We start from the raw sequence: 24,003 nt of genomic DNA, 5'->3' as shown, positions 1-24,003 counted from the left end.
GTCAGCAGGTTACCGATGAAAGACATCAGCATCCTTTTCGTTTGTATGGGCAATATATGCCGTTCTCCGCTCGCGGAGGGAATTTTTACCCATCTTGTCGCCGAGGCGAGGCTGACCGATCGCTTCACGATCGATTCCGCCGGCACCGGCGACTGGCATGAAGGCGAACCGCCCGACCGCCGTTCGATCGCTGTTGCCCGCAATCATGGCCTCGACATAGCAGGGCAACGTGCCCGGCGCATCCGTTCGATCGATTTCGTCAGTGTCGATCTGATCGTCGCCATGGACCGCGACAACGTGGCGGAACTCAACAGGATCGCCCCTCCCGAGGCAAATATCCAGCTGTTCGGCGATATCGCGCTGGGAACGGGGGAGGACATTGCCGACCCCTATTATGGCGGTCCGGAAGGTTTCGAGCTGCTCTATACCAGGCTCTTGACCGGCTGCAGCAGCCTGCTCGAAACGCTGGTCGCCGGACGTACTTCGTGCAGCGGGAACACTTCCTCGGTGAGATAGGGCCCGCCACCGACCGATTCGCGCGATGAAAGCAGCACGAAACGCGGCGCCGTGAAGGTCGCGGTGTGGAAGTTGCCGCGCCCACTCAGATATTGCACGACATCGTCGAGCCGCGAGGATTTCAGCCGTGCCAGCGTCACGTGCGGCGTGAATTTGCGCGGATCCGGCGGCAGGCCGATGCGCTGGCAGATCCGTTCGATCTCGGCCTGCAGGGCGTACATTTCAGGCGAATGAGAAACGCCTGCCCAGACCGAATGCGGCTTCTTTGAACCGAACGAGCCGATGCCTTCGAGCCGGAACTGAAACTCCGGCCGATCGATCCGATCGAGACGTTCAACGATTTCATCGGCCGTGCGGCCGTCGACATCACCGATGAAGCGTAGCGTGATGTGGTAATTTTCCACATCGATCCATCGTGCTCCGGGGAGGCCACCGCGCAGCAATGAAAGGCTCATTGCCGCATTGCGCGGAATTTCGAGGGCGGTAAACAGTCTCGGCATAACGAGCACTCCCCGAATCTTTTGCAGGTGCTTACACGGAATCACGCAATCAATGGCCGTGCAAGCCCCTAATTCTTCACAGAAGAAATCGTATCGATGAAATTTGTGACATCAGCTTCCATTTTCTCGACCATGACGTCGACACCTCTCGCGTTCGGATGCATGCCGTCATCGAGCTTCAGCCCCGCATCGAGCGCAACCCCGTCAAGGAAGAAGGCATAGAGTCGAACTCCGTGTTTCTCCGAAAGTTTCCGATAAATCGGATTGAAGCGCGCCGCATAATCCGCTCCCATGTTCGGCGGCGCCATCATGCCGACAAGCAGCACCGCTATGCCGCGCGCCTTGAGCCGGGCAATCATCTGGTCGAGATTTTTCTCGCTCTCTTCCGGCGGAATTCCACGCAGCGCATCGTTGGCGCCAAGCTCGAGGATAACGCCATCGGTGCCGTCGGGGACCGACCAGTCGATCCGGGCAAGCCCACCTGTCGTGGTGTCGCCGGAAACCCCGGCATTGGCAATGGAAACATCGAGCCCCTTCGCCTTCAACGCCGCCTGCAGCTTTTCCGGAAAGCCCTGGCCGGGCGGCAGCTGATAACCCGCCATCAGGCTGTCCCCGAATCCGACGAGATTGATCGTCCGCGCATTCGCTCCAACGGCAAAGATCAGCGACACCGCGATTACGGTGAATTGAAGCGCGGCAACTTTAAATCTCATTCTGGCTTCCCTAGATTGGCGAGGTGCCGTTATGCGGCCATTGCGTTAGAGATTAATATAGGGCGATTTCCGTTGGCAAAAACCATCATCGAGTTGAAGGGCGCCGATCTCACCCTTGGCAGTGCGGCCGCCTCCGTCCATGTTCTGAAGGGTATCGATCTCGATATATCAGCCGGCGAATCCGTCGGCATCGTCGGGCCTTCCGGGTCCGGCAAATCCACTCTGCTGATGGTGCTTGCAGGACTGGAGAAGCTCGACAGCGGCGAAATCAACATCAATGACACACCGCTCCACGCCCTCAGTGAGGATGAGGTCGCCGATTTCCGAGGCCGCAACATCGGCATCGTCTTCCAGTCCTTCCATCTGATCGCCAACATGACGGCGCTGGAAAACGTCGCGGTGCCGCTGGAGCTCGCCAATATCAGCAACGCCTTCGAAATCGCCCATCGCGAACTGAGTTCGGTCGGTCTCGGGGAACGGCTGAACCACTATCCCGGCCAGCTTTCCGGCGGCGAGCAGCAGCGCGTGGCGATTGCCAGAGCGCTCGCTCCTTCGCCCGCCTTGCTGATTGCCGACGAGCCCACAGGCAATCTCGATACCGAGACCGGCCGACAGATCGCCGACCTTCTTTTCGCCAAGCAGGCCGAGCGCGGCATGACCCTGCTTCTCGTCACCCACGACGTCTCGCTTGCAAACCGCTGCTCGCGCCAGATCCGCGTCCGTTCCGGCAGGATCGAGGGCGACAGCGCTGCCCGCCGCAGCGAAGCGGCAATCGCATGAGCATGGTCACGCCACGCGTCGCGCTCGCTTTTCGCCTGGCGCTTCGCGAGTTGCGAGGCGGCATCCGCGGCTTCTATATCTTCCTGGCCTGCATCGCACTCGGCACCGGGGCGATCGCCTCCGTCAATTCCGTTTCGCAGTCGATCACCGACACGATCGCGTCGCAGGGGCAGGAACTGCTGGCGGGCGACGTCCGCTTCGAACTCAACAATCGCCAGGCGACACCTCAGGAAATGAGCTTCCTTCAGGGCCTCGGAACCGTTTCGGTTTCAACGGGTCTGCGCTCGATGGCCCGCAAGCCCGACGGTTCTGATCAGGCGCTGGTCGAGGTCAAGGCGGTCGATGACGCCTATCCGCTCTACGGCAGGTTCGTCGCCGAACCGGACTATCCGCTTGCAGCCCTGCTTTCCGGCCAAGGCGGCACCTATGGCGCGGTCGCCGCCCCGCTGCTTCTCGATCGGCTCGGCCTTGCGATCGGCGACGAATTGCTGCTCGGCAATGTCAAGCTCAGCATTACCGGTACAGTGAAGACCGAGCCGGACGCGCTGTCGGAAGGCTTCGGTTTTGCGCCTCGTCTGCTTGTCAGCCGACAGGCGCTCGAAGCCTCGGGGCTGATCCAGACCGGAAGTCTGGTTGAACACGCCTATAAGATCCGATTGGAAGACAAGCGCGCCATGTCGGGCATCCAGGCGCGTGCCTCCAAGGAGTTTCCCTCTGCCGGCTGGGCGATCCGCACCAGCGACCGCGCAGCACCCTCGCTCACTGAAAACATCACCCGTTTCTCGCAATTTCTGACGCTGGTCGGCCTCACAGCCCTGATCGTCGGTGGTGTTGGCGTCGCCAACGCCGTGCGTGCTTTCCTCGATTCCAAGCGCACCACCATCGCCACCTTCAAATGCCTCGGCGCTCCGGCCGCCGTCGTCGTTCTGATTTATCTCTTTCAGATCGCCATCATCGCCCTTGGCGGCATTATGGCCGGCCTGGTCATCGGCGCCCTGTCGCCGATCTTTGCAGCACAGTTCCTGGCGCAGTTCCTGCCGGTCTCGACCGAGCCGACCCTCTATCCCAGTGCCCTGCTGCTTGCGACGCTCTTCGGCATCCTGACCACGCTCGCCTTCGCCATTCTGCCGCTCGGCCATGCCCGCGAAGTACCGGCCACCGCGCTCTTCCGCGAGCAGGGTTTTGAGGCCCGCCGTCTACCGTCCTGGCCCTATATCCTGCTTGCCGCCCTCTTCATGGCTGCCCTTGCCGGCCTTGCCATCCTCACCGCCTATGATCGTTTCATCGCCGTCGTCTTCGTCGGCGCAATCGTCTTCGCCTTCGTCGTCCTGCGCCTCGTCGCCGCCTTGATCGCCTGGCTCGCGCGCCGCAGCCCGCGCGTTCATTCGCCGGCGCTCAGGCTCGCAATCGGCAACATCCACCGCCGCGGCGCGCTGACGCCATCGGTCGTGCTCTCGCTCGGCCTTGGCCTGGCGTTGCTGGTGACCCTGACCCTGATCGACGGCAACCTGCGCCAGCAGCTGACCGGCCGAATGAACGAGGGTGCACCCAACTTCTTCTTCGTCGATATTCAGAGTGCCGAGGTCGACGCCTTCCGCAATCTTGTCCAGACGCAGGCGCCGAAGGGCAAGTTGATGGAGGTGCCGATGCTGCGCGGCCGGATCGTTGCCTTCAACGGCGAGGACGTCACCAAGATGAATGTGCCGGCCGCCGGCCGATGGGTGCTGAACGGCGATCGAGGCATCACCTACGCCGACACGCTGCCGGAAAATGCCGCCCTCACCGAAGGCATCTGGTGGCACAAGGATTATAGCGGCGAGCCGCTCGTCTCCTTCTCCTCGGAAGAGGCGCATGAACTCGGGCTCAAGATCGGAGACACGGTGACCGTGAACGTGCTGGGGCGCAATATCACGGCAAAGATTGCCAATCTGCGCCGCGTCCAATGGGAATCACTGTCGATCAATTTTGTGATGGTCTTCTCACCGAACACCTTCCGCGGCGCCCCGCATGCCTGGCTGGCGACCCTGACCGATCCCTCCTCGACGCCGGCCGAAGATGCGGCGATCCTGAAATCCGTCACCAATACCTATCCGACGATCACCAGCGTGCGAGTCAAGGACGCGATTGACATCGTCAACCAGCTCGTCGAGCAGCTTGCGACAGCGATCCGTGCCGCCGCATCGGTGGCGCTCATCGCCTCGATTCTTGTCCTGGCCGGTGCGCTCGCCGCCGGCAACAGGACGCGCACCCACGATGCGGTGGTGCTGAAGACGCTCGGCGCCACCCGCGCCATGCTGATTCGTGCCTTCAGCTACGAATATCTGATCCTCGGACTGGCGACTGCGATCTTCGCACTCTTTGCCGGCGCCGTCGCCGCCTGGTTCATCGTCGCCCGCATCATGCGACTGCCGTCTGCCTTCCTGCCTGACGTGGCGGGCCTGACGCTGGTGACGGCACTCGTTCTGACAGTCGGCATCGGCCTCATCGGCACCTGGCGCATCCTCGGGCAGAAGGCGGCGCCCGTGCTGCGCGAGCTTTGAAGCTGTCCCAAGGCCTTCACCTTACGGCGATTTAACCGGCCGCGCCGTTGCAGGCCCCTTGTTTGCAAAGGGCGAAAGCCTCATATTGTCTGCAGGCATGCTGGAGCTCCGCAGCGGCGCCCGGGTCGAGAACCCCGACACCGTATCTCCTTCGGAGCTTGTAAGAGGAAACTATGGCTGATCTTCGTAACTATCAAAGCCGCGTCCAGACCGGCGAGATGATTGATCAAGGCCTGCGCGCATATATGCTCAAGGTCTACAACCTGATGGCGCTCGGCCTGGCGATCACCGGCGTGGCCGCATATCTCGGATTCAACTTCGCGGTCCAGGACGGCCAGCTCACCCAGTTTGGCGCGCTTCTGTTCCAGTCACCGTTGCGCTGGGTCGTCATCCTTGCCCCCCTTGCGGTCGTCTTCTTCCTGAGCTTCCGCATTCATCAGATGAGCGTCTCCGCCGCCCAGACCACCTTCTGGATCTACGCCGCCCTGGTAGGGCTGTCGCTCTCGTCGATCTTCCTGGTCTATACCGGCCAGAGCGTCGTTCAGACCTTCTTCGTCACCGCCGCCTCCTTCGGCGCACTGTCGCTTTACGGCTATACCGCGAAGCGTGACCTGTCGGCGATGGGTTCGTTCCTGATCATGGGTCTCTTCGGCCTGATCATCGCCTCGCTCGTCAACATCTTCCTGGCTTCATCCGCGCTGCAGTTCGCGATCTCGGTGATCGGCGTGCTAATCTTCGCAGGCCTCACCGCCTACGACACGCAGCGGATCAAGGAACTCTACTATGAAGCCGATGACGTCGCTGTCGCCGGTCGCAAGGCGATCATGGGCGCACTGACGCTTTACCTCGACTTCCTCAACCTCTTCATGTTCCTGCTGCAGTTCATGGGCAACCGCAGATAACAGGCGCAATGCGATCGAAAAGGCGGCTTCGGCCGCCTTTTTTGTTGCGCCGGTTTCGCAGGGATGATTTTAGAGGAGCCTGCTCTTCCGATGGACCTGCCGCCCCGATGTCCTTCCTCCTGCGCAACGCCGCCCAAGCCGACATCCCCGCCATCACGGAGATCTATGGTGACTCGGTCCTGAATGGCGTTGCAAGCTACGAGATTGCGCCGCCCTCCGAGGCCGAAATGGCCCAGCGTTTTTCCGCGATAGTCAGTCAGCAATATCCCTACATCGCCGCGGCCGATGCGGACGGGAAACTCCTAGGCTACGCTTATGCGTCGGCCTTCCGCACCCGCCCCGCCTATCGCTGGATGGTGGAGGATTCAATCTACCTAGCCCCCGAAGCCCGCGGCCGTGGCATCGGCAAGGCACTGATGATCGAGCTGATCGACCGCTGCACCGCGCTTGGTTTTCGTCAGATGGTGGCCGTCATCGGTGGCGCGAGCCCGGCCTCGATCGCGCTTCATCTGAAGGCAGGTTTTGTGGAGGTCGGCCTGATGAAGGGCACCGGCTACAAGCACGGCCACTGGCTGGACACGATGCTCATGCAGCGCAGCCTCGGCGAGGGCATGACAACCGATCCGAATCCCTCCACCTACCCCGGTACGCTGTTTGCGGGCTGATAAGAGTTATTTGTCCACGAGGCTCAAGGTTTTGTCGAATACCTTGAGGACCTGGTTCAACTCGTGTCCGCGCTTCAGGATCATGCCGTTGATATTGATCACGGAATAGGCACCCTGCTTGGCGGCAAGCTTCGGGTTCTTTTCAATCCGGAAGAGCGGCATCTCGCCGGAGCGCTTGAAGACGGAAAAGACCGCTCTGTCCTTCAGATGGTCGATGGCGTAATCGCGCCATTCCCCCTCGCCCACCATGCGGCCGTAGATCCAGAGGATCGCATCCAGCTCGCGCCGGTGGAAAGTCACCGGAAGCGGGTCCTTGCTTTGTTTGTATTCCCTGAGATCGACGATGACCGAGGAACTATTGTCGACGGAGCGGCTTTCGCCGTGTCGCAAATCCGGCTGATCTGTCATCAGGTCTCCAAGGCCTCCGCTTGTGACAGGAGAGTGACAGTTTGCCCGAGCCGCCGCAAATTGCAAGAGCGGCGCTCCTCACATTCGCCGCAGGTCCAGTCACGTTCGCTGGGGACCAAGCAATGCTTTCTCCCCAGTGCCGCATTTCAGTCAAAACAGCGCCTCATTTGCGGGAGATTTATGCATCCCGGTTTGGCGCCAGCGCGCCAAAGGGCCCGGCGGAGCGTATCGACCTTAACCCCAGCCCCGAATACGCTCGGCCGGGCCGCCCGCACTTCACCCGTGCTCGGGTGAAATATCAGATGCTTTTTCCCGCCATCACCACGGTCGCGCCGAGGATCGCCGCCGGATCGCCGTCGGCCGTGGCCGACTGTAGCAGGATTGCGCAGCCCTCGAGCTGCGGCCGCTGCAAGACGCTCGCCGGTAGCGTCAAACTGGTCGCCTTGCCATCCCACATGCCGACGGTTTCGATGTTGGTGACGCTGTGCAGATAGGAGATCTTCTTTCCGCTGTTTTCGCCTTTTTCAACATCGATTGTCTTCTCCTTGTCGAAATAGACCATGACGACATTGGCCTTGCCCTGTCCGGCACCGATCTTGATCTCCAGTTCGTCGCCGCGCATCGCCGCGCTGATGGGAACGGTCAGCCCATTGCCTTCGCTGCTGTAGGTGTCGATCTTGCTGTTGATGCCGGTGAGATCGGCGCCGGCCAAATGGCCGCGCCCGTTGACGATGGCTTGCGGCGTATAGACGTTGCTGCGACCCATCGTCCTCGCATAGCCGTACTGCCGCTCGGTATTTTCCTTCGAGCTCAGCGTATCGGCCCAGCCGAGATAATTCCAGTAGTCAATGTGATAGGCGAGCGCGATGACATCGCCTTGGTTCACCAGCTTGCGAAAGGCGGCATCAGCGGGAGGACAGGAGGAGCAGCCCTGTGACGTGAAAAGCTCGACGACGCCTCTGGGCTTGCCGTCTTCGGCATGCAGCGAGCCTGCAAAAGCAACGCCGGCGATCAGCGAAATCAAGAAACGGGGGGACATTCACCTGCACCTCTTTTTCAGCGCCGGCGGCGTTTAGGAACCGAAGGCTCTGAGACATGAAACGTACGAATAATCCTTCCGGGTCCAAACGAAAAGTCACGAACGGGTGAGACGTAGCTCGCCCGGAAGGCGCTGAAAACAAATCATCGTGAGCCCCATCGAATACTGTCGCCGCAAAGAAGAGCCGCCGGAAATTGCTCTCCGGCGGCCGCCATTATCATAGCAAGCTCCTAGATCCGGATGATTTCAGGCCGATTCGGCCTAAAATCTGAATCCGGATCTACATCAAAGAAGCAGAGCATGATGTTGTCCGAAAACCGCTCACACTTTTCGGCATCATGCTCGACAATCAGGCAGCGAGATCACGCAGAACCGTCTGCAGGATGCCGCCATTGTTGAGGTAGATCACCTCGTCGAGCGTATCGACGCGCGACAGCAGCGGAACTTCCTTCACCGTGCCGTCGCCATAGGTGATCTTGGCGATCTTCCTCTCGCGCGGCTTGATCTTGTCCAGCCCCTCGATGGTGACGAGCTCGTCGCCCTTGAGGCCGAGGCTCTGCCAGGTCGTGCCCTCTTCGAAGACGAAGGGGATGACGCCCATGCCGACCAGGTTCGAGCGATGGATGCGCTCGAAGCTCTGGGCGATCACGGCCTTGACGCCGAGCAGGTTGGTGCCCTTGGCAGCCCAGTCGCGCGAGGAGCCGTTGCCGTATTCGACGCCGGCAAAGATGACGAGCGGCACGCCTTCGGCCTTGTACTGCATGGCGGCGTCATAGATCGATGTCTCTTCCTTCGACGGATAGTGGATCGTGTAGCCTCCTTCCTTGCCGTTCGGGCCAAGCATGTGATTGCGGATGCGGATATTGGCGAAGGTGCCGCGCATCATCACTTCATGGTTGCCGCGCCGCGTGCCGTATTGGTTGAAGTCGGCAACGGCAACGTCATGGCCGATGAGGTATGCGCCGGCCGGCGATGCCGCCTTGATCGAACCGGCCGGAGAGATGTGGTCGGTGGTGATCTTGTCACCGAACAGGCCGAGGACGCGGGCGCCCTTGATGTCGGAGACGCCGGTGCCCTTCTTGCCCATGCCGACGAAATAGGGCGGATTCTGGACATAGGTGGAGTTGTCGTCCCAGGCATAAGTCTGGCCCGGCGGGACCTGGACGGCCTGCCAGTTGGCATCACCCTTGAAAACGTCGGCATACTTGGTTTCGTAGAGTTCGCGGGTGACGTATTTCTGAATGAACTCCTGCACCTCGTGCGAGGTCGGCCAGATATCCTTGAGGTAGACCGGCTTGCCGTTCTGGTCTTCGCCGATTGGCTCCTTGGTCAGGTCCTTCTGGACCGTGCCGGCAAGAGCGTAGGCGACGACGAGCGGCGGCGACGCGAGATAGTTCGCCTGGACGTCGGGCGAGATGCGGCCTTCGAAGTTGCGGTTGCCGGAGAGCACGCCGGAAACAATCAGACCCTTGTCATTGATCGTCTTGGAGATCGGCGCCGGCAGCGGACCGGAATTGCCGATGCAGGTGGTGCAGCCGAAGCCGACGAGGTTGAAGCCGAGCTTATCGAGGTCGGCCTGCAGGCCCGACTTGGCGAGATATTCGCCGACGACCTGCGATCCGGGCGCGAGCGACGTCTTGACCCACGGCTTGGTCTTCAGCCCCTTGGCAACGGCGTTGCGGGCGAGAAGGCCGGCAGCGATCAGCACCGACGGGTTGGAGGTGTTGGTGCAGGAGGTGATGGCGGCAATCGCGACGTCACCATGGCCGAGATCGAAATCGGTGCCTTCGACTGCATAGCGGTTGTTGAGCTGCCCGGGCTTCTTGTAGTCGGCTTCCATCGATGTCGCGAAACCGGAAGCGATGTTTTCAAGCGCGATGCGGCCTTCCGGACGCTTGGGGCCTGCCATCGACGGCACGACGTCGCCGAGGTCGAGCTCCAGCGTATCGGTGAAGACGAGGTCGGAACCGTCGCCTTCTCGCCACATGCCCTGGGCCTTCGAATAGGCTTCGACAAGCGCGATGCGATCATGCGTGCGGCCGGACATGGTGAGATAGTTGATGGTTTCGCCGTCAACCGGGAAGAAGCCGCAGGTCGCGCCGTATTCCGGACCCATGTTGCCGATCGTCGCACGGTCGGCGAGCGGCATGTTGTCCATGCCGGGGCCGAAGAATTCGACGAACTTGGAAACGACACCCTTCTTGCGCAGCATCTGCACGACGGTCAGAACGAGGTCGGTCGCGGTGACACCTTCCTTGAGCTTGCCGGTCAGCTTGAAGCCGATTACTTCGGGCAGAAGCATCGAAACCGGCTGGCCGAGCATGGCGGCTTCGGCCTCGATACCGCCCACACCCCAGCCGAGAACGCCGAGACCGTTGATCATCGTCGTGTGGCTGTCGGTGCCGACGCAGGTATCCGGATAAGCGATCGTCTCGCCGTCCTCTTCCTTGGTCCAGACGGTCTGGCCGAGATATTCGAGGTTGACCTGGTGACAGATCCCGGTGCCGGGGGGAACGACCCGGAAGTTCTTGAATGCCTGCTGGCCCCACTTCAGGAAGCGGTAGCGTTCGCCGTTGCGCTGATATTCCAGCTCGACATTCTTGGCGAAAGCCTGCGGCGTGCCGAATTCGTCGACGATGACGGAGTGGTCGATGACGAGATCGACGGGAACGAGCGGGTTGATCTTCTCGGGATCACCGCCGAGCGACACCATCGCGTCGCGCATCGCGGCCAGATCGACGACGGCGGGAACGCCGGTGAAGTCCTGCATCAGCACGCGCGCCGGGCGATAGGCGATTTCGTTTTCGACCGCACCCTTGTTGTTCAGCCACGCGGCGACGGCGAGGATGTGCTCCTTGGTGACCGACTGGCCGTCTTCGAAGCGCAGCAGGTTTTCGAGCAGCACTTTCATCGAATAGGGAAGCTTCGATACGCCGGCCAGACCGTTTGCCTCAGCCTTGGGCAGGCTGTAATAGACATAGTCCTTCCCGTTCACGGAAAGCGTGGAACGACAATTGAAACTGTCAAGAGATTTAGACACGAGAGACCCCGTTCTGATAGCCAACACAGTCGTGCGAACGCCTATGCACTTAATGCACATCAGGATGCGGGTACGGCCATTTCCGCTGTCCGCACGTGAAGCAGACGCTCCAAGTTCGGCACAAGGATGAAATTCACGCCGACCGCTGGCGTGGTTGCCGGTCTTATAGATAATTTCCTAAAAACTTGCCATACCCGACCACGGTCAAAATTGGAGATTTTTTGACCCTCCCGCGAGCCGAAACGAAGAAAGAGCCGACGCATGCAACTCACTGCCGAAAATCTGGCTGCAAGGCGCGGTGAGGATCTCATTTTCGTAAACATTTCCTTTCACTTGACAGCAGGAGAAGCCCTTGTCCTGACCGGCAAAAATGGATCGGGAAAATCCACTTTGCTGCGCGTTGCCGCCGGTCTTCTCAAGCCCGAAAAGGGAACTGTCATCTTCCGCGATAAAGAGAGCCCTCAAGGCCGCCATCCGGGCGAGGTCAGCCACTACCTAGGCCACCGAAATGCGATGAAGAATGAACTTACGGTTGCAGAGAATTTGGAATTTTGGCAGTCCTTCCTCAGCAGCCCGGGCGCCGCCGGCCTCCCTCTCGAAGACGCCGCCGAAGCCGTCGGCCTCTTAGGGATCACCCACCTTCCCTTCGGCTATCTCTCCGCCGGCCAGCAGCGCCGCTTCGCCTTCGCCAAGCTGCTCGTCGCCCACCGCCCCATCTGGATCCTCGATGAACCCACGGCGGCACTGGATGCGAGCGCCGACCGGCTGTTTGCCGCACTGATCGAGGCGCATCTGGCCAAGGGTGGAATCGTGCTCGCGGCAACGCATCAGCCGCTGGGGCTGAAGACTGTGCAGGAAATGAAGATGACGGGCTTCGCCGGTGTGGATCAGGGGGTGTGGGGGTGATGGTTTTCCGTGTGGCCCCCCCCCTCTGCCCTGCCGAGCATTTCCCCCACAAGGGGAGAGATCGGCAAGATGCGCCGACTTTGCGAAAGCTTAATCCTGCACAAATCGGCTCCCCTCATCCGCTGCGTTTGATGGGGGCAAGAGCGCGCCCCCGGCCGATCTCCCCCCTTGTGGGGGAAATGCCGGGCAGGGCAGAGGGGGGTGCCCCGTCCTCCGTAGATGCAGAGAGCCACCCCGCATGACCGCCCTCTTCCTCCGCGACCTCAAACTCTCGATTCGCGCCGGCGGCGGCGCACTGATCGGCGTGTTGTTCTTCCTGACCGTCGTCGCCGTCATCCCTTTCGGCGTCGGCCCTGACCTCAAGCTTCTCTCCCGCATCGGCCCCGCCATCGTCTGGATCGGCGCACTGCTCGCTGCCCTTCTCGGCCTCGACCGCCTGTTCCAGGCCGAGCGCGACGATGGATCGCTCGACTTGATGCTGATGCAGGAAACGCCGCTTGTCCTGACCGTGCTCCTCAAATGCTTCGCCCACTGGACCGCGACCAGCCTGCCACTGGTCATCGCTTCGCCGCTGCTCGGCCTGTTCATGAACATGGACGAGAGGGCGATCGGCGCCACAGTGCTGACGCTCTTCGTCGGGTCGCCGGCGATCACCTTCATCGGCGCCGTCGGCGCTGCCGTCGCCGTCGCTCTGCCCCGCGGCGGCCTGCTGGTCTCGATCCTCGTGCTGCCGCTGACCATCCCCGTGCTGATCTTCGGCGTCAGCGCCACCTATGCTGCGGTCGAAGAACCAGCGCCATTCCTGCCGCCCTTCCTGATATTGATCGCACTGACGCTCTTCTTCGCGGTCATCGGCCCGGCCGCCGCCGCTCTGGCGCTGCGAAACACGGCGGATTGAATGCCTTTCGATTGCGGGAAAAGCCGGTTCAAGGTAAGGAAAGCGCCCATGAGCCAAACCAGCCTTGCCATCAGCAAAATCAGCGATCTCGCCAACCCGACGCGGTTTCTCGCGCTGGCGGCGCGCATCATTCCCTGGTTGGCCGGCATCACTACCCTCTGTTTTGCGGTCGGCCTTTATCTGAGCTTTGCGACAGAAGGCGATTACCAGCAGGGCGAGACCGTGCGCATCATGTATATCCATGTGCCTGCCGCCTGGCTGTCGATGATGTGTTACACGATCATGAGCCTCTCGGCGATCGGCACGCTCGTCTGGCGCCACCCGCTCGCCGATGTCTCCGCCAAGGCCGCAGCTCCGCTCGGCGCCGCCTTCACCCTGATTGCGCTCGTCACCGGTTCGCTCTGGGGCAAGCCGATGTGGGGCACCTGGTGGGTTTGGGATGCCAGGCTGACCTCCGTCTTCATCCTCTTCCTGATGTATCTCGGCCTCATTGCGCTGAGCCGCGCCATCGACGATCCGTCGCGGGCGGCGCGCGTTTGCGCCGTGCTCATCCTGGTCGGCTTCGTCAACATCCCGATCATCAAGTTTTCCGTCGACTGGTGGAACACGCTGCATCAGCCGGCAAGCGTGATGCGCCTTGGCGGCCCGGCGATTGATCCGGAATTCCTGCGCCCGCTTTTCGTCATGGCGATCGCCTTCACCCTGCTGTTCTTCACGCTGCATATCATGGCCATGAGAAACGAGATCTGGCGCCGCCGTGTCGCCGCCCAGCGCCGTCTCGCCGCCCGCATGGCGAGCCGGGAGGAATAGGCCGTGCCGCACGCCTTCTATGTCTATGCATCCTATGGCATCGCCGCTTTGGTGACGATCGCCGTCATCCTGTGGACCTGGGCCGACGGCCGGGCGCGCCGCCGCGAGCTTGCAAGCCTCGAAGCCGCCGGTATCCGCCGCCGCTCGGCGCGGCCAAAGGATGGCGAATGACCAAGACGCCCGATACCAAAACTGCCAAGCCACGTGGATTTGGCCGCTATGCACTGGCGCTTCTGCCGCTGATCGTGTTCGGCGGCATTGCCGCGACGGCCGCGAAGATGCTCTACGACCAAGATTTCCACGGCAAGAACATCGCCGAAATCCCTTCCGCCCTGATCGGCACCAAGGCGCCGTCGCTGAGCCTTCCTCCGCTCGAGGGCGCCAACCTGCCGGCGCTGACCGACGCCGCAGTCAGCGGCAAGCTGACCCTCGTCAACGTCTTCGCCTCATGGTGCATCCCCTGCCGCGACGAGCACCCTATCCTGAAGGAACTGGCGAAAGACGGCCGGCTAAACATTGTCGCCATCAATTACAAGGACAAGAACGAGAACGCCCTGCGCTTCCTCGGCGAACTCGGCAATCCCTATCAGGCGATCGGAATCGATCCGAACGGCAAGGCGGCGATCGACTGGGGCGTGTACGGCATTCCGGAAAGCTACCTCGTCGGCACGGACGGCACCATCCTCTACAAACGCGTCGGCCCCTTCGACGAGATCAGCCTGAAGGAAGGCCTGTATCCGGCGATGGAAAGGGCGCTGGGAAAGCCGGCGTCGTAGTCACCAGGCAGGACACCCCTCCCCACAGGGAGGCGCTTCACTTGTCGCACCGCCTTTCCAAATCCTGTTCTAACAACTGACTGCTTGTTGCTGTCGAGAGCCGACCGAAATGTAAGGTCAGATCGCGAACGAGCGAGCAAAATGCCGATCTGGCAGTCGGTCCCCTGCTCCGAAAAGCTTCTTCCTCAGCGTACCGTCCGAATAAGCGGTTTTGTATCGTCCGCGCTCCTGTAATCTCGGAACGACGTGATTGACGAAATCCTCGTAGCTCTCCGGAACGACAGTTCTGGTGAGATTGAAGCCGTCGATCTCGCCCTCGTCCATCCACGAAATCATCTCCGACGCCACGCTGTCGCCATCCCCTACGATGAGTGGATAGCGCCCTCCAATCTTGAGTTCCTCCAAAAGCTGACGCTTCGTCCAACGCTTCTCCTGCGCCAGCTGAGTGACAGATTGGATGGAGTTGGAGGTTCCGTAGGAGATCGGTTCGTCCAGCCCGAACCTGGAGAGGTCGATCCCGGTGCCAGCAGAAAAGTGAGCCAGCCCGGCTTCGGGGTTGGCGTAGCTGAGATAATCCCGGTATAGATCCTGCGCCGCGCTCCGTGTCGCGCCGGTTATGACCGTTATGCCGACGAATATCTTTACATCGTCGGCATTCCGACCGGCACTGACCGCTCCCTCGCGGATGGCGCGCGCGGTCTTGCGAGCGGCTGCCTTGTCGACTGCGGTGATGAATACACATTCCGCATGCTTCGCAGCGAATTCCTTTCCACGACCCGAGGTGCCGGCCTGATAAAGGACCGGCGTGCGTTGAGGGGAAGGCTCCGCCAAATGATAACCGGTGGCCTTGTAGTAGAGGCCATCGTGCATGACCGGCCTCACTCTGTTCGGATCTGCGTATCTGCGGCCTTCCTTGTCCAGCAAGACGGCCTCGTCTGACCAGCTCCCCTCCCAGAGCTTATAGAGGACCTCGAGGTACTCGTCGGCCCGCTCATATCGGCTGTCATGCTCCGATTGCGCGTCTTGCCCGACCGCACGCGCCGCACTGTCGAGATAGCCCGTAACGATGTTCCACCCAAGCCGACCCCCGGTAAGGTGGTCGAGGGTCGACATCCGGCGCGCAAACAGATAGGGCGGCTCACCATTCACGTTTACGGTGACACCGAAACCAAGGTGTTGTGTCACGGCCGCCATTGCCGAGATCAGCAAGAGTGGATCATTGACAGGCAGCTGGATCGATTCCCGGAGCGTCAGATCGGCTGATCCCTGATAAACATCGTAGACGCCAACGATATCCGCCAGGAAAATTCCGTCGAAAAGACCGCGATCGAGCGTCTTCGCAAGCGACGTCCAATAGTCGAGTGTCTTGTATTTGTGGGATTGATCACGCGGGTGCGCCCATAGACCGTGATTGATGTGGCCCACCGAATTCATGTTGAACGCGTTGATCAGCAGTTTTTTTGTCATCGTAAAATCGCCTAGATGGCACCGTGTCGCGGCGGGGCGCGCTCATTTAGGTAATAGTTTCCGATAGCCTGGTACTTCCAACGAACCGGGTCGTGGAGTGTGTGCGTTCTGACATTGCGCCAGTATCGGTCGAGGTTAAGCTCACTCGCCGTGGCGGAGGTGCCTGACAATTCGAACAATTTCGTTGCGGCCAGCAGACCAGCTTTTGTCGTTAGAATTCTGGCTTCGGCTACTGCCACCGATGCCGCGGCTACCGTGGCTTCTGTCGGCGTGGATTGTGCGTCATGCACAAAGCGGGATGCCCGACGCAACAATGCCGCGGCGGCTTTTAGCTTGACGTTCACCTGGCCCACTGCGCTGACCGTTAGCGGGTCGTCGGAGGCTCTACCGACATTGGCGTCAATCCACGGCCTGGCTCGCTCGCGGACGAAGCGCTTCATTTCTTCATGTGCTCCGACGCCGATGCCGTAATCAATGGCCGCGTGCATCAGCTGGGCGAAAGGCCCGATCGTAGTCGGCGTATCGAACGAAGCCTGGAATGGTATGATCCACCGTTCTTCGACGCGAACGTTATCGAACGTCACGGAGCCGCTGCCGGTTACGCGCTGCCCGAAGCCGTCCCAGTCGTCGATGACGGCGACGCCGTCCGATGATCTTGGAACCATCACCAGATAGGAAACCTGCCCGCCTCCCTCCTGCGCGACAGCAAGGGTCGGTATCCAATGCGCAAAGATCGCCCCGGTGCAATAGAATTTGCGCCCGCTGACGATCCAATCGCCGTTCTCCTGGCGCAAGGAGGTTCTTCTTTTGAAATCCTTATTGCCAATCTCCGCAAGCGCATTGCCAAAACGCTCGCCGGCGAGGACGCGATCGTAGAAAAAGCGCTTCTGCTCCCAGCTTCCGCCGACGCGTAGCACCTCAAGGGCATAGAAATGGTTCTGAGGAATCTGCGAAAGCGATCCGTCGGCCGCCCCGATCGTCGATATGATATCCGCGACCGTCTTGGAGCCGAGCGCCGGGCCGCCGAACTCCTTTGGAACGGTGACACCCCAAAGGCCACTCTGGGAGAACTGTTCAACCTCGCTCCAGGGAAGTTCGCGGCCGCGATCCCTTTCGGAAGCCGTCACCGCAAAACCGGCGGCGAGCTTATCGGCTACTTCGAGGGCTTGCACATGGCTACCAATGACCGGCGGGACACCTGACGGCCGAGGGGCCGGCGCGTCAGCTTTTGCTTCATCACTCATCACTAGTTCCATTGATGCCGCTTGGGAAAAATGTCGTTCAGTTCGAAATTGCCCACAAGGTGATACTTCCAACGAACCGGATCGTGCAGAGTGTGCGTTCTTGCATTCCTCCAATGGCGGTCAAGATTGTGGGAGGCGCGCGTGGCCGAGGAACCCGCTAGATCGAAAAGCATCTCGCTTGCCTCCAGCGCGACTTCGGTCGTGAGTATCTTTGCGTTCGCCACCGCTACAGAGGCCTCTGCGCTGGAACGTTCGGTCACAGGCCGCCTCGCGATCTCATCTAGCGCGGCAGCGGCCTCATAGAGTACCTCCTGGGCCGCATGGTAGCTCGTGTAAAGGTTTCCTATTTCGTGGATGATAGTCGGGTCGTCCGCGGCGCGCTCGCCGCCGAAATCGACCCAAGGGCGTACCCGGTCTCGAACGAAGGACACCGCATCGGATATTGCCGCGCCAGCAATGCCGCAATCGATCGCGGCCTGTATCAATTGCGAAGTGGGACCGGCGAGCCCCGGCCTGTCCTTGAACTCGGCCATCCGGAAAATAAGATCGGGATCGGCCGCTGCGTCGTCGAAGATGACCGATCCGCTTGCCGTTGTCCGTTGCCCGAAGGAAGACCAGTCGTCGACAACCTTCACACCGGGCTGGTCTCGACGAAGCCAGACCTGGACTGGGTTATCGTCGTCATCAACCGCACGGGTTGGAATCCAATGGGCGAATATTGCACTGGTCGAATAGAAACGCCTCCCCGTGAGCCTCGGCTCTCCGTTGACCATCGATAGTCGAGTTGTGCTCGCCGTAACCAGCCGGCTGCCTTTCTCCGGTCCGGCATTTCCAATCCGATGACCGTTGAGCACGTCACCGAAAATGCGGGTCTTTTGGGTCTCGGCCCCGATATCACGGAGCAAAGCGAGCACGCCGAACTGATTTTGCGGAAGTTGGCCGAGGGATGGATCGGCCTCACACAGCGTTTCGAACACCTTCGCGACAGTTACCAACGAGACATCAGCGCCGCCAAACTCGCCTGGAACCGTGATACCGCCAAGACCGCTCGCAGTGTATTCCTCTATTTCATCCCAAGGCAGTCGTCGTTCGCGGTCTCGTGACGACGCCCCGATTTTGAAACGCGCGGCCAATTTTTCCGCTATTGCCAGGGCCTCGAGGTCGCTTGTGATCAAATGCGGCTTTGCGGGTGGACGCGGTAGTCGATTTTCAACCGGCCGATGAGACACATTGTCAGCCATCATTGACCTCATCGTGCCTTCAGGCGGCGTACTACAGCGTCGCCGCCAAGCTGTACGACACATACCAGGGCAATGAGCACGACGATTACCGCCACCATAACCGTCGTGTCAAAACGCTGATACCCGTACCGGATTGCCATATCACCCAGGCCTCCTGCACCCACGGCACCTGCCATCGCTGAGGCACCGATCATGCTGACGATGGTGATCGTGAAGCCGCCAACGATTCCAGGAAGCGCCTCCGGAAGCAGGACGTGCCTGACGATATGCCATCTCCTGCAGCCGATGGCCTGGGCTGCCTCAATCAGCCCGCCATCGACCTCGCGCAGGCTGACTTCCGCAATTCTAGCGAAGAACGGCGTCGCACTTATTGAAAGCGGCACGACCGCGGCCCACACCCCGATTGTGGTTCCTGTGATCAACCGAGTGAGGGGTAACAGCGCGACGAGCAACACGATGAATGGCGTTGCTCTAAAACCGTTGATGACTGCCGCCAAAGAGCGTTGGGCATAAGGAGCCTTTATGAGCCCGCCTGGGGCAGCTAGAACGAGGAAGACTGCAAGCGGGATACCGGCGGCCAGTGCGATCAGAGCCGATGTGCCCACCATGAGAACGGTGTCCAGCAGCGCCTGCCAGAGGCGCTCATACATCATCGCGGACATAGCCGAGTATCCTTACGTTATCTGCAAGTCCCTCGAATCTGGAGAGACCGACTTGATCGTCTGCGTCAGTTGTCAAAAGTATCCGGCCGTACGCGTGGCCTTGGATCCGGTCCACTATGCTCTGAACGATCTGCACCGATGAGCCGACGACCCTCGCCAACTCCTGAAGCTTGATACCCTCACGCCCATTGCCCCCGTAGGTGAGTTCAATGAGCGCCCGCTGGTAAAAATGCTCGCGCGCAGATGTCAGCCGGTCCGCGATATCGCGCGGAATACCAGGCTCCAGCGGCTTGAGCAGTGCCTTTGTGGCTGCATGGCCGGGCTTGCTGAAAATCTCCCAGGTCTTGCCAGCCTCGGCAACCTGGCCGCCTTCGAGCACAACGACATCATCACAGATCTCACGCACGACGCTCATCTCGTGCGTGATCAGCAGGATTGTGATGCCGAGCGAGCGATTGATGTCTTTGAGCAATTGGAGAATAGAGAGCGTGGTCTCCGGATCAAGCGCGGAGGTCGCCTCGTCGCAAAGGAGAATTTCAGGTCGGTTCACCAGCGCCCTCGCGATCCCTACCCTCTGTTTCTGCCCACCTGACAAACGCGAGGGGTAGGCGTCCTGCTTCCCTTCGAGGCCGACAAGCCGCAAAACATCAGCAACGCGCTCGTCAATTTCGAGCTTGGGCACACCCGCCACTATCAGAGGGAGCGCGACGTTACCCCAGACGGTTTTAGCCGACAGCAAATTGAAGTGTTGAAAGATCATTCCGACCTTGCGTCGGAATGTCACGAGTTCGCCGTCACTTAGCGACCGGACGTCAACCCCGTCTACGACGACGCTGCCCTCGGTCGCGGTCTCCAGCCGATTCACAGTGCGGAGCAGGCTCGATTTCCCTGCTCCGCTGCGCCCTATGATGCCGAAGATCGAGCCTCGTGCGACGTCTATCGTAATGCCTTTGAGAGCGTGGACGGAGCCCTTGTGTGTGTCATAGGTCTTTCCCACGCCGTCGAACGAAACTGCGATTGCCCGCGCGGGATTGGCCGATAAGCCTTTCCCGTTTTCCGGCGAAGGTGCCTCGATTGGCTCGACCCGGCTTACGGATAAGGCGGTCAATTCGTTGCCACCCAAGGCAGCGTGTAGAGCTTCGTGTCGGATGCGAACGCCTTGTTGATCGCATCCTTCACGGCCTGCGAATTCTGGTAAAGAGTGACCAGCTCCTTGACGGCCGGATCTTCCACGCGGTCGGACTTTACGGCAAAAATGATGGCGAACTGCTTGTCGTCGACACCGGAGTAGAGGAGGCCCGAACTCGGATCGAACGCCTTGGAGGCGACGATAAAGTGAGGGTACCCCTGAGCCAGATCAACATCGCCAGTGACGCGCGCAAGCTGGGGACCCTCGACTTCGGTGAAACTCAGGTTCTTTGGATTCTCCGTGATGTCGTCAAGCGATCCCTTGAACCCAACGCCGTCCTTGAGCTTGAGCAGGCCGGCGCGCTGGAGGAGTAGGAGTCCGCGGCCCTGGTTAACCGGGTCGTTCGCTATGGCGACCTTGCCGTTTTCGGGGATATCTTCGAACTTCTTGTACTTGAGCGAGTACAGCCCGATGTTAGCAAGCACGCCGATGCCTGCGCTCTTGAAATCATAGCCACGTTCCTTGGTAGCATTGTCGAGGAACGGCTGGTGTTGAAAGTAGTTGACGTCGATGTCGCCGGATTGAAGCGCGATATTCGGAGTCGTCCAGTCGCTGAACTCGACCACTTCGAGATCGAGCCCTTTGGCCTTCGCCTCCGGGATCAAGGCTTCAATCGAGTCCGCGTATACGCCAGGAACAACGCCGACCTTCAACGTGGCCGCCGTTGCAGGCAATGAGAAGGACAGCGCGGCCAGAGCCACAAGCAATGTTCTAAGCGTAAGTTTCATTGGTTGACCTCTTGTTTTGGAGGGACCAACGTATTGTCTGTGAAATTGATAGACAAAGATGATTTTTGCGAGATGGCTTTCGCTTCGAGAATATTTTCGCAACCCAAAGTCATCGATTCAATGCGAACGCTTGCGGTGGCGGACGACAACCCTGAAGGGCGGGCGATTACTACCCCGCGGCCCGGAGATGTGCGTTCGGCTACAAAAGATTGGCCTTGATGAGACAATGGCGGCGGTTTTTGAAAACGAACTGAACCGCGCCGGATTGCCGGAGACCGTTGGCTTAAATTGTGCAGTCATCGCCGGTTCGCCCAGCATGGCGTGCTGGGAAATCACTCCGGACTGAAACTGCCCGCGCCGCTTCGCCGATCAAGTTGTTGACCACCGACGCAGCGGCATGGCTTTGCTGAACGATCTGGGGCACCAGATCGATATCGGGAAGGCTGCCCAGCCCCAGTGGCCCCATCGCAAACACCCCATGCGAAGGGTTCGCCCGGGTCCGCCCGCAGTCGTCCACGACGATGCCGATATCGAGTTCGTCCCTCGTTGCCAGACCCGCAACAATAAGCGAACGAACGGGTGGGCTATCGGTCCCGGATGGCCGCAAGCGGCAGTCGATGGTCAGATCCGCGGGAAGGACCTCCGGCCCGGTCAGTGCCGAAAACAGCACGCCGTTGGTGGCGATGCAATTTACCTTTCCCTTCCTCACGGCAATCGCGCCGCTTGCGATTGCGTGATGCAGGCGCTGATAGTGCTCCGGCGGCAAGCGGTTGCGATGACTGTCGTAGACGGCCTTCACGTGACGTTTGAACCGTGCCCGTTCTTCCGGCGTCAGGCCAGTCCAGATGTCTCGCGCGCGGGAACGAAAACCGTTCATGACGCCCTGCCATCCCGAACCTTCCAGGTCGGCACTGCGTGCGGCCTCGCGCAAGAAGCGAAACGCACCGCGCAGCGTCTTCGGCACGGGCTGGTCCGTGACGACGGATCCAACCGCAGCGGGAGCATGCGACTGAGGCAGGAAACCCGATTCCGAGATCAACGTGACACGGGAAATTCTGGAATCAGCCAGCAGCCGGAGCGCCCTGTCGACCGCGTGAATGCCACTGCCGATCACGATAGCGCTTTGCGCAGCATCGGCAAGCGCCGCATCCGAAGTTTCACGCAGGCCGTAACCGGTGGCGAGAAAAACGGCATCGAAGCGGGTCGGCTGCTCGGCACCTGCGAAGACCGAATATCCTCCGGCCGGATGCCTGCCGATCGCCGTGATCGCATCCGAACCAAACTGCACGACGACATCGGGCCGATCTGTCAGGGCCTCGGAGAAGCGTTTATAGACATAGCTGCTGAAGATATCTCCGGGAACGAAGGCGTGCTCGAGACCGGCAGGGTCCGAGGTGAGGCGATCGCGCCATGTGTCATCTCTTTCCAGCCAGCGATGGAAATCGTCGGGCAGCGCCGGATCGACGGAAAGGTCGCGAACCCGGCTGGTCAGCACCGTCGATGCAGGCCGGCTGATGCCTTCGCTGATATCGATCTTTGCGCGCGGGTCGAACATCACCAGATGGAAAGGGTGATCGACTCTCTTGAAAAGAGCGATTGCGGTCATGATTCCGGTAAAGCCCCGGCCGACGATCGCAATCCGTGCGAGATGGTCGGCTTTCTGGCCATCCGGCCTCGAAGAACGTGACGAGAGAAGAGTCATTCATCGGCTCCTTCTGCGTGTGAGCGCCCGGAACGAGCGCCGCGTAATTCTCCACTAAAATAATAGAAAATACTGTTCCGAACGCAAGCACTATTCGACGCGCTCGGTTGACAACGTGGCGTCGGCGTGCGGCAGGACCGCTGTTCCCTTGCCGACTGGCTGCTTTGCGCCTTCTGAAGCAATGAAGATTCGGGAGATGCGACGGTTGGAAATTAATTCCCAGCAACGCCGAAAAAAGAGAGAAATTTAGAACAACTGCAACGATCTGCGGAATTCTTGAACCATCAATTCCAGCGAGGATTGGCTTAACGTCTCTCTGCCGGGTCCATGGCATCGGCTGCAAGAGGAAGGTAGCATGGCGGCTCCACTGGTCAGCTTGAGCAATCTGTCGACAGAGCCAGAGGCTTCGCCTCAGGTTGCCGCGATTTGGCAGGCCCTTTGCGCGGAGGCCGTCAATGCTTCGGCCAAGGACCCCGCACTCACGCGCGCCATGAATTCGGCAGTGCTCTATCATGCGAGCTTCGCCCAGGCGCTCGCCCAGCGGGTCGCGATCAAACTGGCCAACCATGATCTCGACCAGGACGAACTGCTGGCGGTAATCGCGCAGGCCTTCATCGCCAATCGCACTATCATTGCGGATGCGGCTGCGGACCTGACGGCGATCAAGGAGCGCGATCCGTCGAATACGGAAATCCTGACGCCATTTCTATATTTCAAAGGCTTTGTCGCATTGCAGGGACAACGCGTCGCCCATTGGCTCTGGCATCATGACCGCCTGCATCTTGCGCGCCACATCCAGAGCCGCATTTCTGAAGTCTTTGGCGTCGACATTCATCCCGCCGCCAAGATGGGCAGGAGCATCATGCTCGATCACGGGAGCGGCTTGGTCATCGGCGAGACAGCCATCGTTGAAGACGACGTATCGATCCTCCAGAACGTCACATTGGGAGGAACGGGCAAGGAGACCGGCGACCGACACCCCAAGGTGCGGCGTGGCGCGCTGATCGGAGCAGGCGCCAAGATCCTCGGCAACATCGAAATCGGCGTCGGCGCCAAGGTTGGCGCAGGAAGCGTTGTCGTAAATGCCGTGGCAGCCTACACATCCGTGGCCGGCGTTCCGGCGAGACAGGTCGGCAAGTGCCATTTCAATCTGCCGGGCATCACGATGGACCAGACCTTATCTGAACCGGAATATACGATATAGAGACGTTCTTGGAGGAGCGAGGCGGTGCCCCAGATTAGACTAGTCCCTCCCTCTTCTGGGGAGGGTTGGGGAG

The 24,003-nt window shown here is 60.4% G+C and carries 23 protein-coding genes; 11 read left to right on the top strand and 12 right to left on the bottom strand.

Annotation, left to right across the window (positions count from 1 at the left end):
• Window positions 1-15: 15 nt before the first annotated feature.
• Complete coding sequence (locus AC13QO_RS07905; RefSeq protein WP_285195373.1) at window positions 16-516, top strand: low molecular weight protein-tyrosine-phosphatase; 501 nt, start codon at window positions 16-18, stop codon at window positions 514-516.
• Here the strand turns inward: AC13QO_RS07905 and thpR are convergent.
• Both thpR and AC13QO_RS07895 read right to left on the bottom strand, forming a co-directional pair.
• Window positions 423-1,016, bottom strand: a complete 594-nt coding sequence (gene thpR / locus AC13QO_RS07900; RefSeq protein ID WP_097598187.1) for an RNA 2',3'-cyclic phosphodiesterase — start codon at window positions 1,014-1,016, stop codon at window positions 423-425. The genes AC13QO_RS07905 and thpR overlap by 94 nt on opposite strands.
• A gap of 68 nt (window positions 1,017-1,084) precedes the next feature.
• Window positions 1,085-1,729, bottom strand: a complete 645-nt coding sequence (locus tag AC13QO_RS07895; RefSeq protein ID WP_183705157.1) for an arylesterase — start codon at window positions 1,727-1,729, stop codon at window positions 1,085-1,087.
• Between the two features lie 72 nt (window positions 1,730-1,801).
• Here AC13QO_RS07895 and AC13QO_RS07890 point away from each other — a divergent pair, with 72 nt between their 5' ends.
• The 4 genes from AC13QO_RS07890 to AC13QO_RS07875 all read left to right on the top strand — a co-directional run bounded on the left by AC13QO_RS07890 (window position 1,802) and on the right by AC13QO_RS07875 (window position 6,616).
• Complete coding sequence (locus AC13QO_RS07890) at window positions 1,802-2,509, top strand: ABC transporter ATP-binding protein (protein WP_088390967.1); 708 nt, start codon at window positions 1,802-1,804, stop codon at window positions 2,507-2,509.
• Window positions 2,506-5,049, top strand: coding sequence for an ABC transporter permease (locus AC13QO_RS07885; RefSeq protein WP_488540377.1), 2,544 nt, complete (start codon window positions 2,506-2,508; stop codon window positions 5,047-5,049). Before AC13QO_RS07890 ends, AC13QO_RS07885 begins: the two co-directional genes overlap by 4 nt.
• Before the next feature lie 173 nt (window positions 5,050-5,222).
• Complete coding sequence (locus AC13QO_RS07880) at window positions 5,223-5,951, top strand: Bax inhibitor-1/YccA family protein (protein WP_085779743.1); 729 nt, start codon at window positions 5,223-5,225, stop codon at window positions 5,949-5,951.
• Window positions 5,952-6,058: 107 nt separating this feature from the next.
• The gene (locus AC13QO_RS07875) at window positions 6,059-6,616 is read left to right on the top strand and encodes a GNAT family N-acetyltransferase (RefSeq protein WP_085779744.1); all 558 of its coding nucleotides are present in this window, start codon (window positions 6,059-6,061) and stop codon (window positions 6,614-6,616) included.
• A 6-nt stretch (window positions 6,617-6,622) separates the two neighbouring features.
• On the opposite strand, the gene AC13QO_RS07870 is transcribed toward AC13QO_RS07875, so the two are convergent.
• The 3 genes from AC13QO_RS07870 to acnA form a co-directional block, all read right to left on the bottom strand.
• A complete protein-coding gene (locus AC13QO_RS07870; protein WP_488540376.1) occupies window positions 6,623-7,024 on the bottom strand; it encodes a DUF2794 domain-containing protein in 402 nt (133 codons plus the stop codon).
• Window positions 7,025-7,322: 298 nt separating this feature from the next.
• A complete protein-coding gene (locus AC13QO_RS07865; RefSeq protein ID WP_488540375.1) occupies window positions 7,323-8,063 on the bottom strand; it encodes a DUF1223 domain-containing protein in 741 nt (246 codons plus the stop codon).
• A gap of 349 nt (window positions 8,064-8,412) precedes the next feature.
• Window positions 8,413-11,103, bottom strand: coding sequence for an aconitate hydratase AcnA (acnA, locus tag AC13QO_RS07860; protein WP_097598193.1), 2,691 nt, complete (start codon window positions 11,101-11,103; stop codon window positions 8,413-8,415).
• 261 nt (window positions 11,104-11,364) lie between these two features.
• Between acnA and ccmA the strand changes: the two genes are divergently transcribed.
• The 5 genes from ccmA (at window position 11,365) to AC13QO_RS07835 (ending at window position 14,493) form a co-directional block, all read left to right on the top strand.
• Window positions 11,365-12,009: a heme ABC exporter ATP-binding protein CcmA gene (gene ccmA / locus AC13QO_RS07855; protein ID WP_488540374.1), complete on the top strand. Its 645-nt coding sequence runs from the start codon at window positions 11,365-11,367 to the stop codon at window positions 12,007-12,009.
• A gap of 238 nt (window positions 12,010-12,247) precedes the next feature.
• On the top strand, window positions 12,248-12,907 hold the full coding sequence (gene ccmB / locus AC13QO_RS07850) for a heme exporter protein CcmB (protein ID WP_221113740.1): 660 nt from the start codon (window positions 12,248-12,250) through the stop codon (window positions 12,905-12,907).
• Between the two features lie 48 nt (window positions 12,908-12,955).
• Window positions 12,956-13,717, top strand: coding sequence for a heme ABC transporter permease (locus AC13QO_RS07845; protein WP_285195380.1), 762 nt, complete (start codon window positions 12,956-12,958; stop codon window positions 13,715-13,717).
• A gap of 3 nt (window positions 13,718-13,720) precedes the next feature.
• Window positions 13,721-13,888 (top strand): heme exporter protein CcmD, encoded by a 168-nt coding sequence (ccmD, locus tag AC13QO_RS07840; protein WP_488540373.1) that lies wholly within the window; start codon window positions 13,721-13,723, stop codon window positions 13,886-13,888.
• Window positions 13,885-14,493 (top strand): DsbE family thiol:disulfide interchange protein, encoded by a 609-nt coding sequence (locus tag AC13QO_RS07835; protein WP_488540372.1) that lies wholly within the window; start codon window positions 13,885-13,887, stop codon window positions 14,491-14,493. Before ccmD ends, AC13QO_RS07835 begins: the two co-directional genes overlap by 4 nt.
• Before the next feature lie 117 nt (window positions 14,494-14,610).
• On the opposite strand, the gene AC13QO_RS07830 is transcribed toward AC13QO_RS07835, so the two are convergent.
• The 7 genes from AC13QO_RS07830 to AC13QO_RS07800 form a co-directional block, all read right to left on the bottom strand.
• Complete coding sequence (locus AC13QO_RS07830) at window positions 14,611-15,960, bottom strand: LLM class flavin-dependent oxidoreductase (RefSeq protein WP_285195383.1); 1,350 nt, start codon at window positions 15,958-15,960, stop codon at window positions 14,611-14,613.
• A gap of 11 nt (window positions 15,961-15,971) precedes the next feature.
• Entirely contained in the window at window positions 15,972-17,204 is a 1,233-nt protein-coding gene (locus AC13QO_RS07825; RefSeq protein WP_488540468.1) for an SfnB family sulfur acquisition oxidoreductase, read from the bottom strand.
• 2 nt (window positions 17,205-17,206) lie between these two features.
• Window positions 17,207-18,445: an SfnB family sulfur acquisition oxidoreductase gene (locus tag AC13QO_RS07820; protein ID WP_488540371.1), complete on the bottom strand. Its 1,239-nt coding sequence runs from the start codon at window positions 18,443-18,445 to the stop codon at window positions 17,207-17,209.
• Window positions 18,446-18,453: 8 nt separating this feature from the next.
• Entirely contained in the window at window positions 18,454-19,107 is a 654-nt protein-coding gene (locus AC13QO_RS07815) for a methionine ABC transporter permease (protein WP_221113745.1), read from the bottom strand.
• Complete coding sequence (locus AC13QO_RS07810) at window positions 19,088-20,215, bottom strand: methionine ABC transporter ATP-binding protein (RefSeq protein ID WP_281064502.1); 1,128 nt, start codon at window positions 20,213-20,215, stop codon at window positions 19,088-19,090. Before AC13QO_RS07810 ends, AC13QO_RS07815 begins: the two co-directional genes overlap by 20 nt.
• Window positions 20,212-21,024, bottom strand: coding sequence for a MetQ/NlpA family ABC transporter substrate-binding protein (locus AC13QO_RS07805; RefSeq protein ID WP_488540370.1), 813 nt, complete (start codon window positions 21,022-21,024; stop codon window positions 20,212-20,214). The genes AC13QO_RS07810 and AC13QO_RS07805 overlap by 4 nt, the downstream gene beginning before the upstream one ends.
• Before the next feature lie 283 nt (window positions 21,025-21,307).
• Complete coding sequence (locus AC13QO_RS07800) at window positions 21,308-22,726, bottom strand: FAD/NAD(P)-binding protein (RefSeq protein WP_488540369.1); 1,419 nt, start codon at window positions 22,724-22,726, stop codon at window positions 21,308-21,310.
• Window positions 22,727-23,081: 355 nt separating this feature from the next.
• Between AC13QO_RS07800 and cysE the strand changes: the two genes are divergently transcribed.
• The gene (cysE, locus tag AC13QO_RS07795) at window positions 23,082-23,930 is read left to right on the top strand and encodes a serine O-acetyltransferase (protein WP_488540368.1); all 849 of its coding nucleotides are present in this window, start codon (window positions 23,082-23,084) and stop codon (window positions 23,928-23,930) included.
• Window positions 23,931-24,003 lie beyond the last annotated feature (73 nt).

The sequence above is a fragment of the Rhizobium sp. CNPSo 3670 genome, from assembly GCF_057784555.1.
Note: the sequence above shows the minus strand (reverse complement) of the source record. Positions and strands in the feature narration are given on the sequence as shown.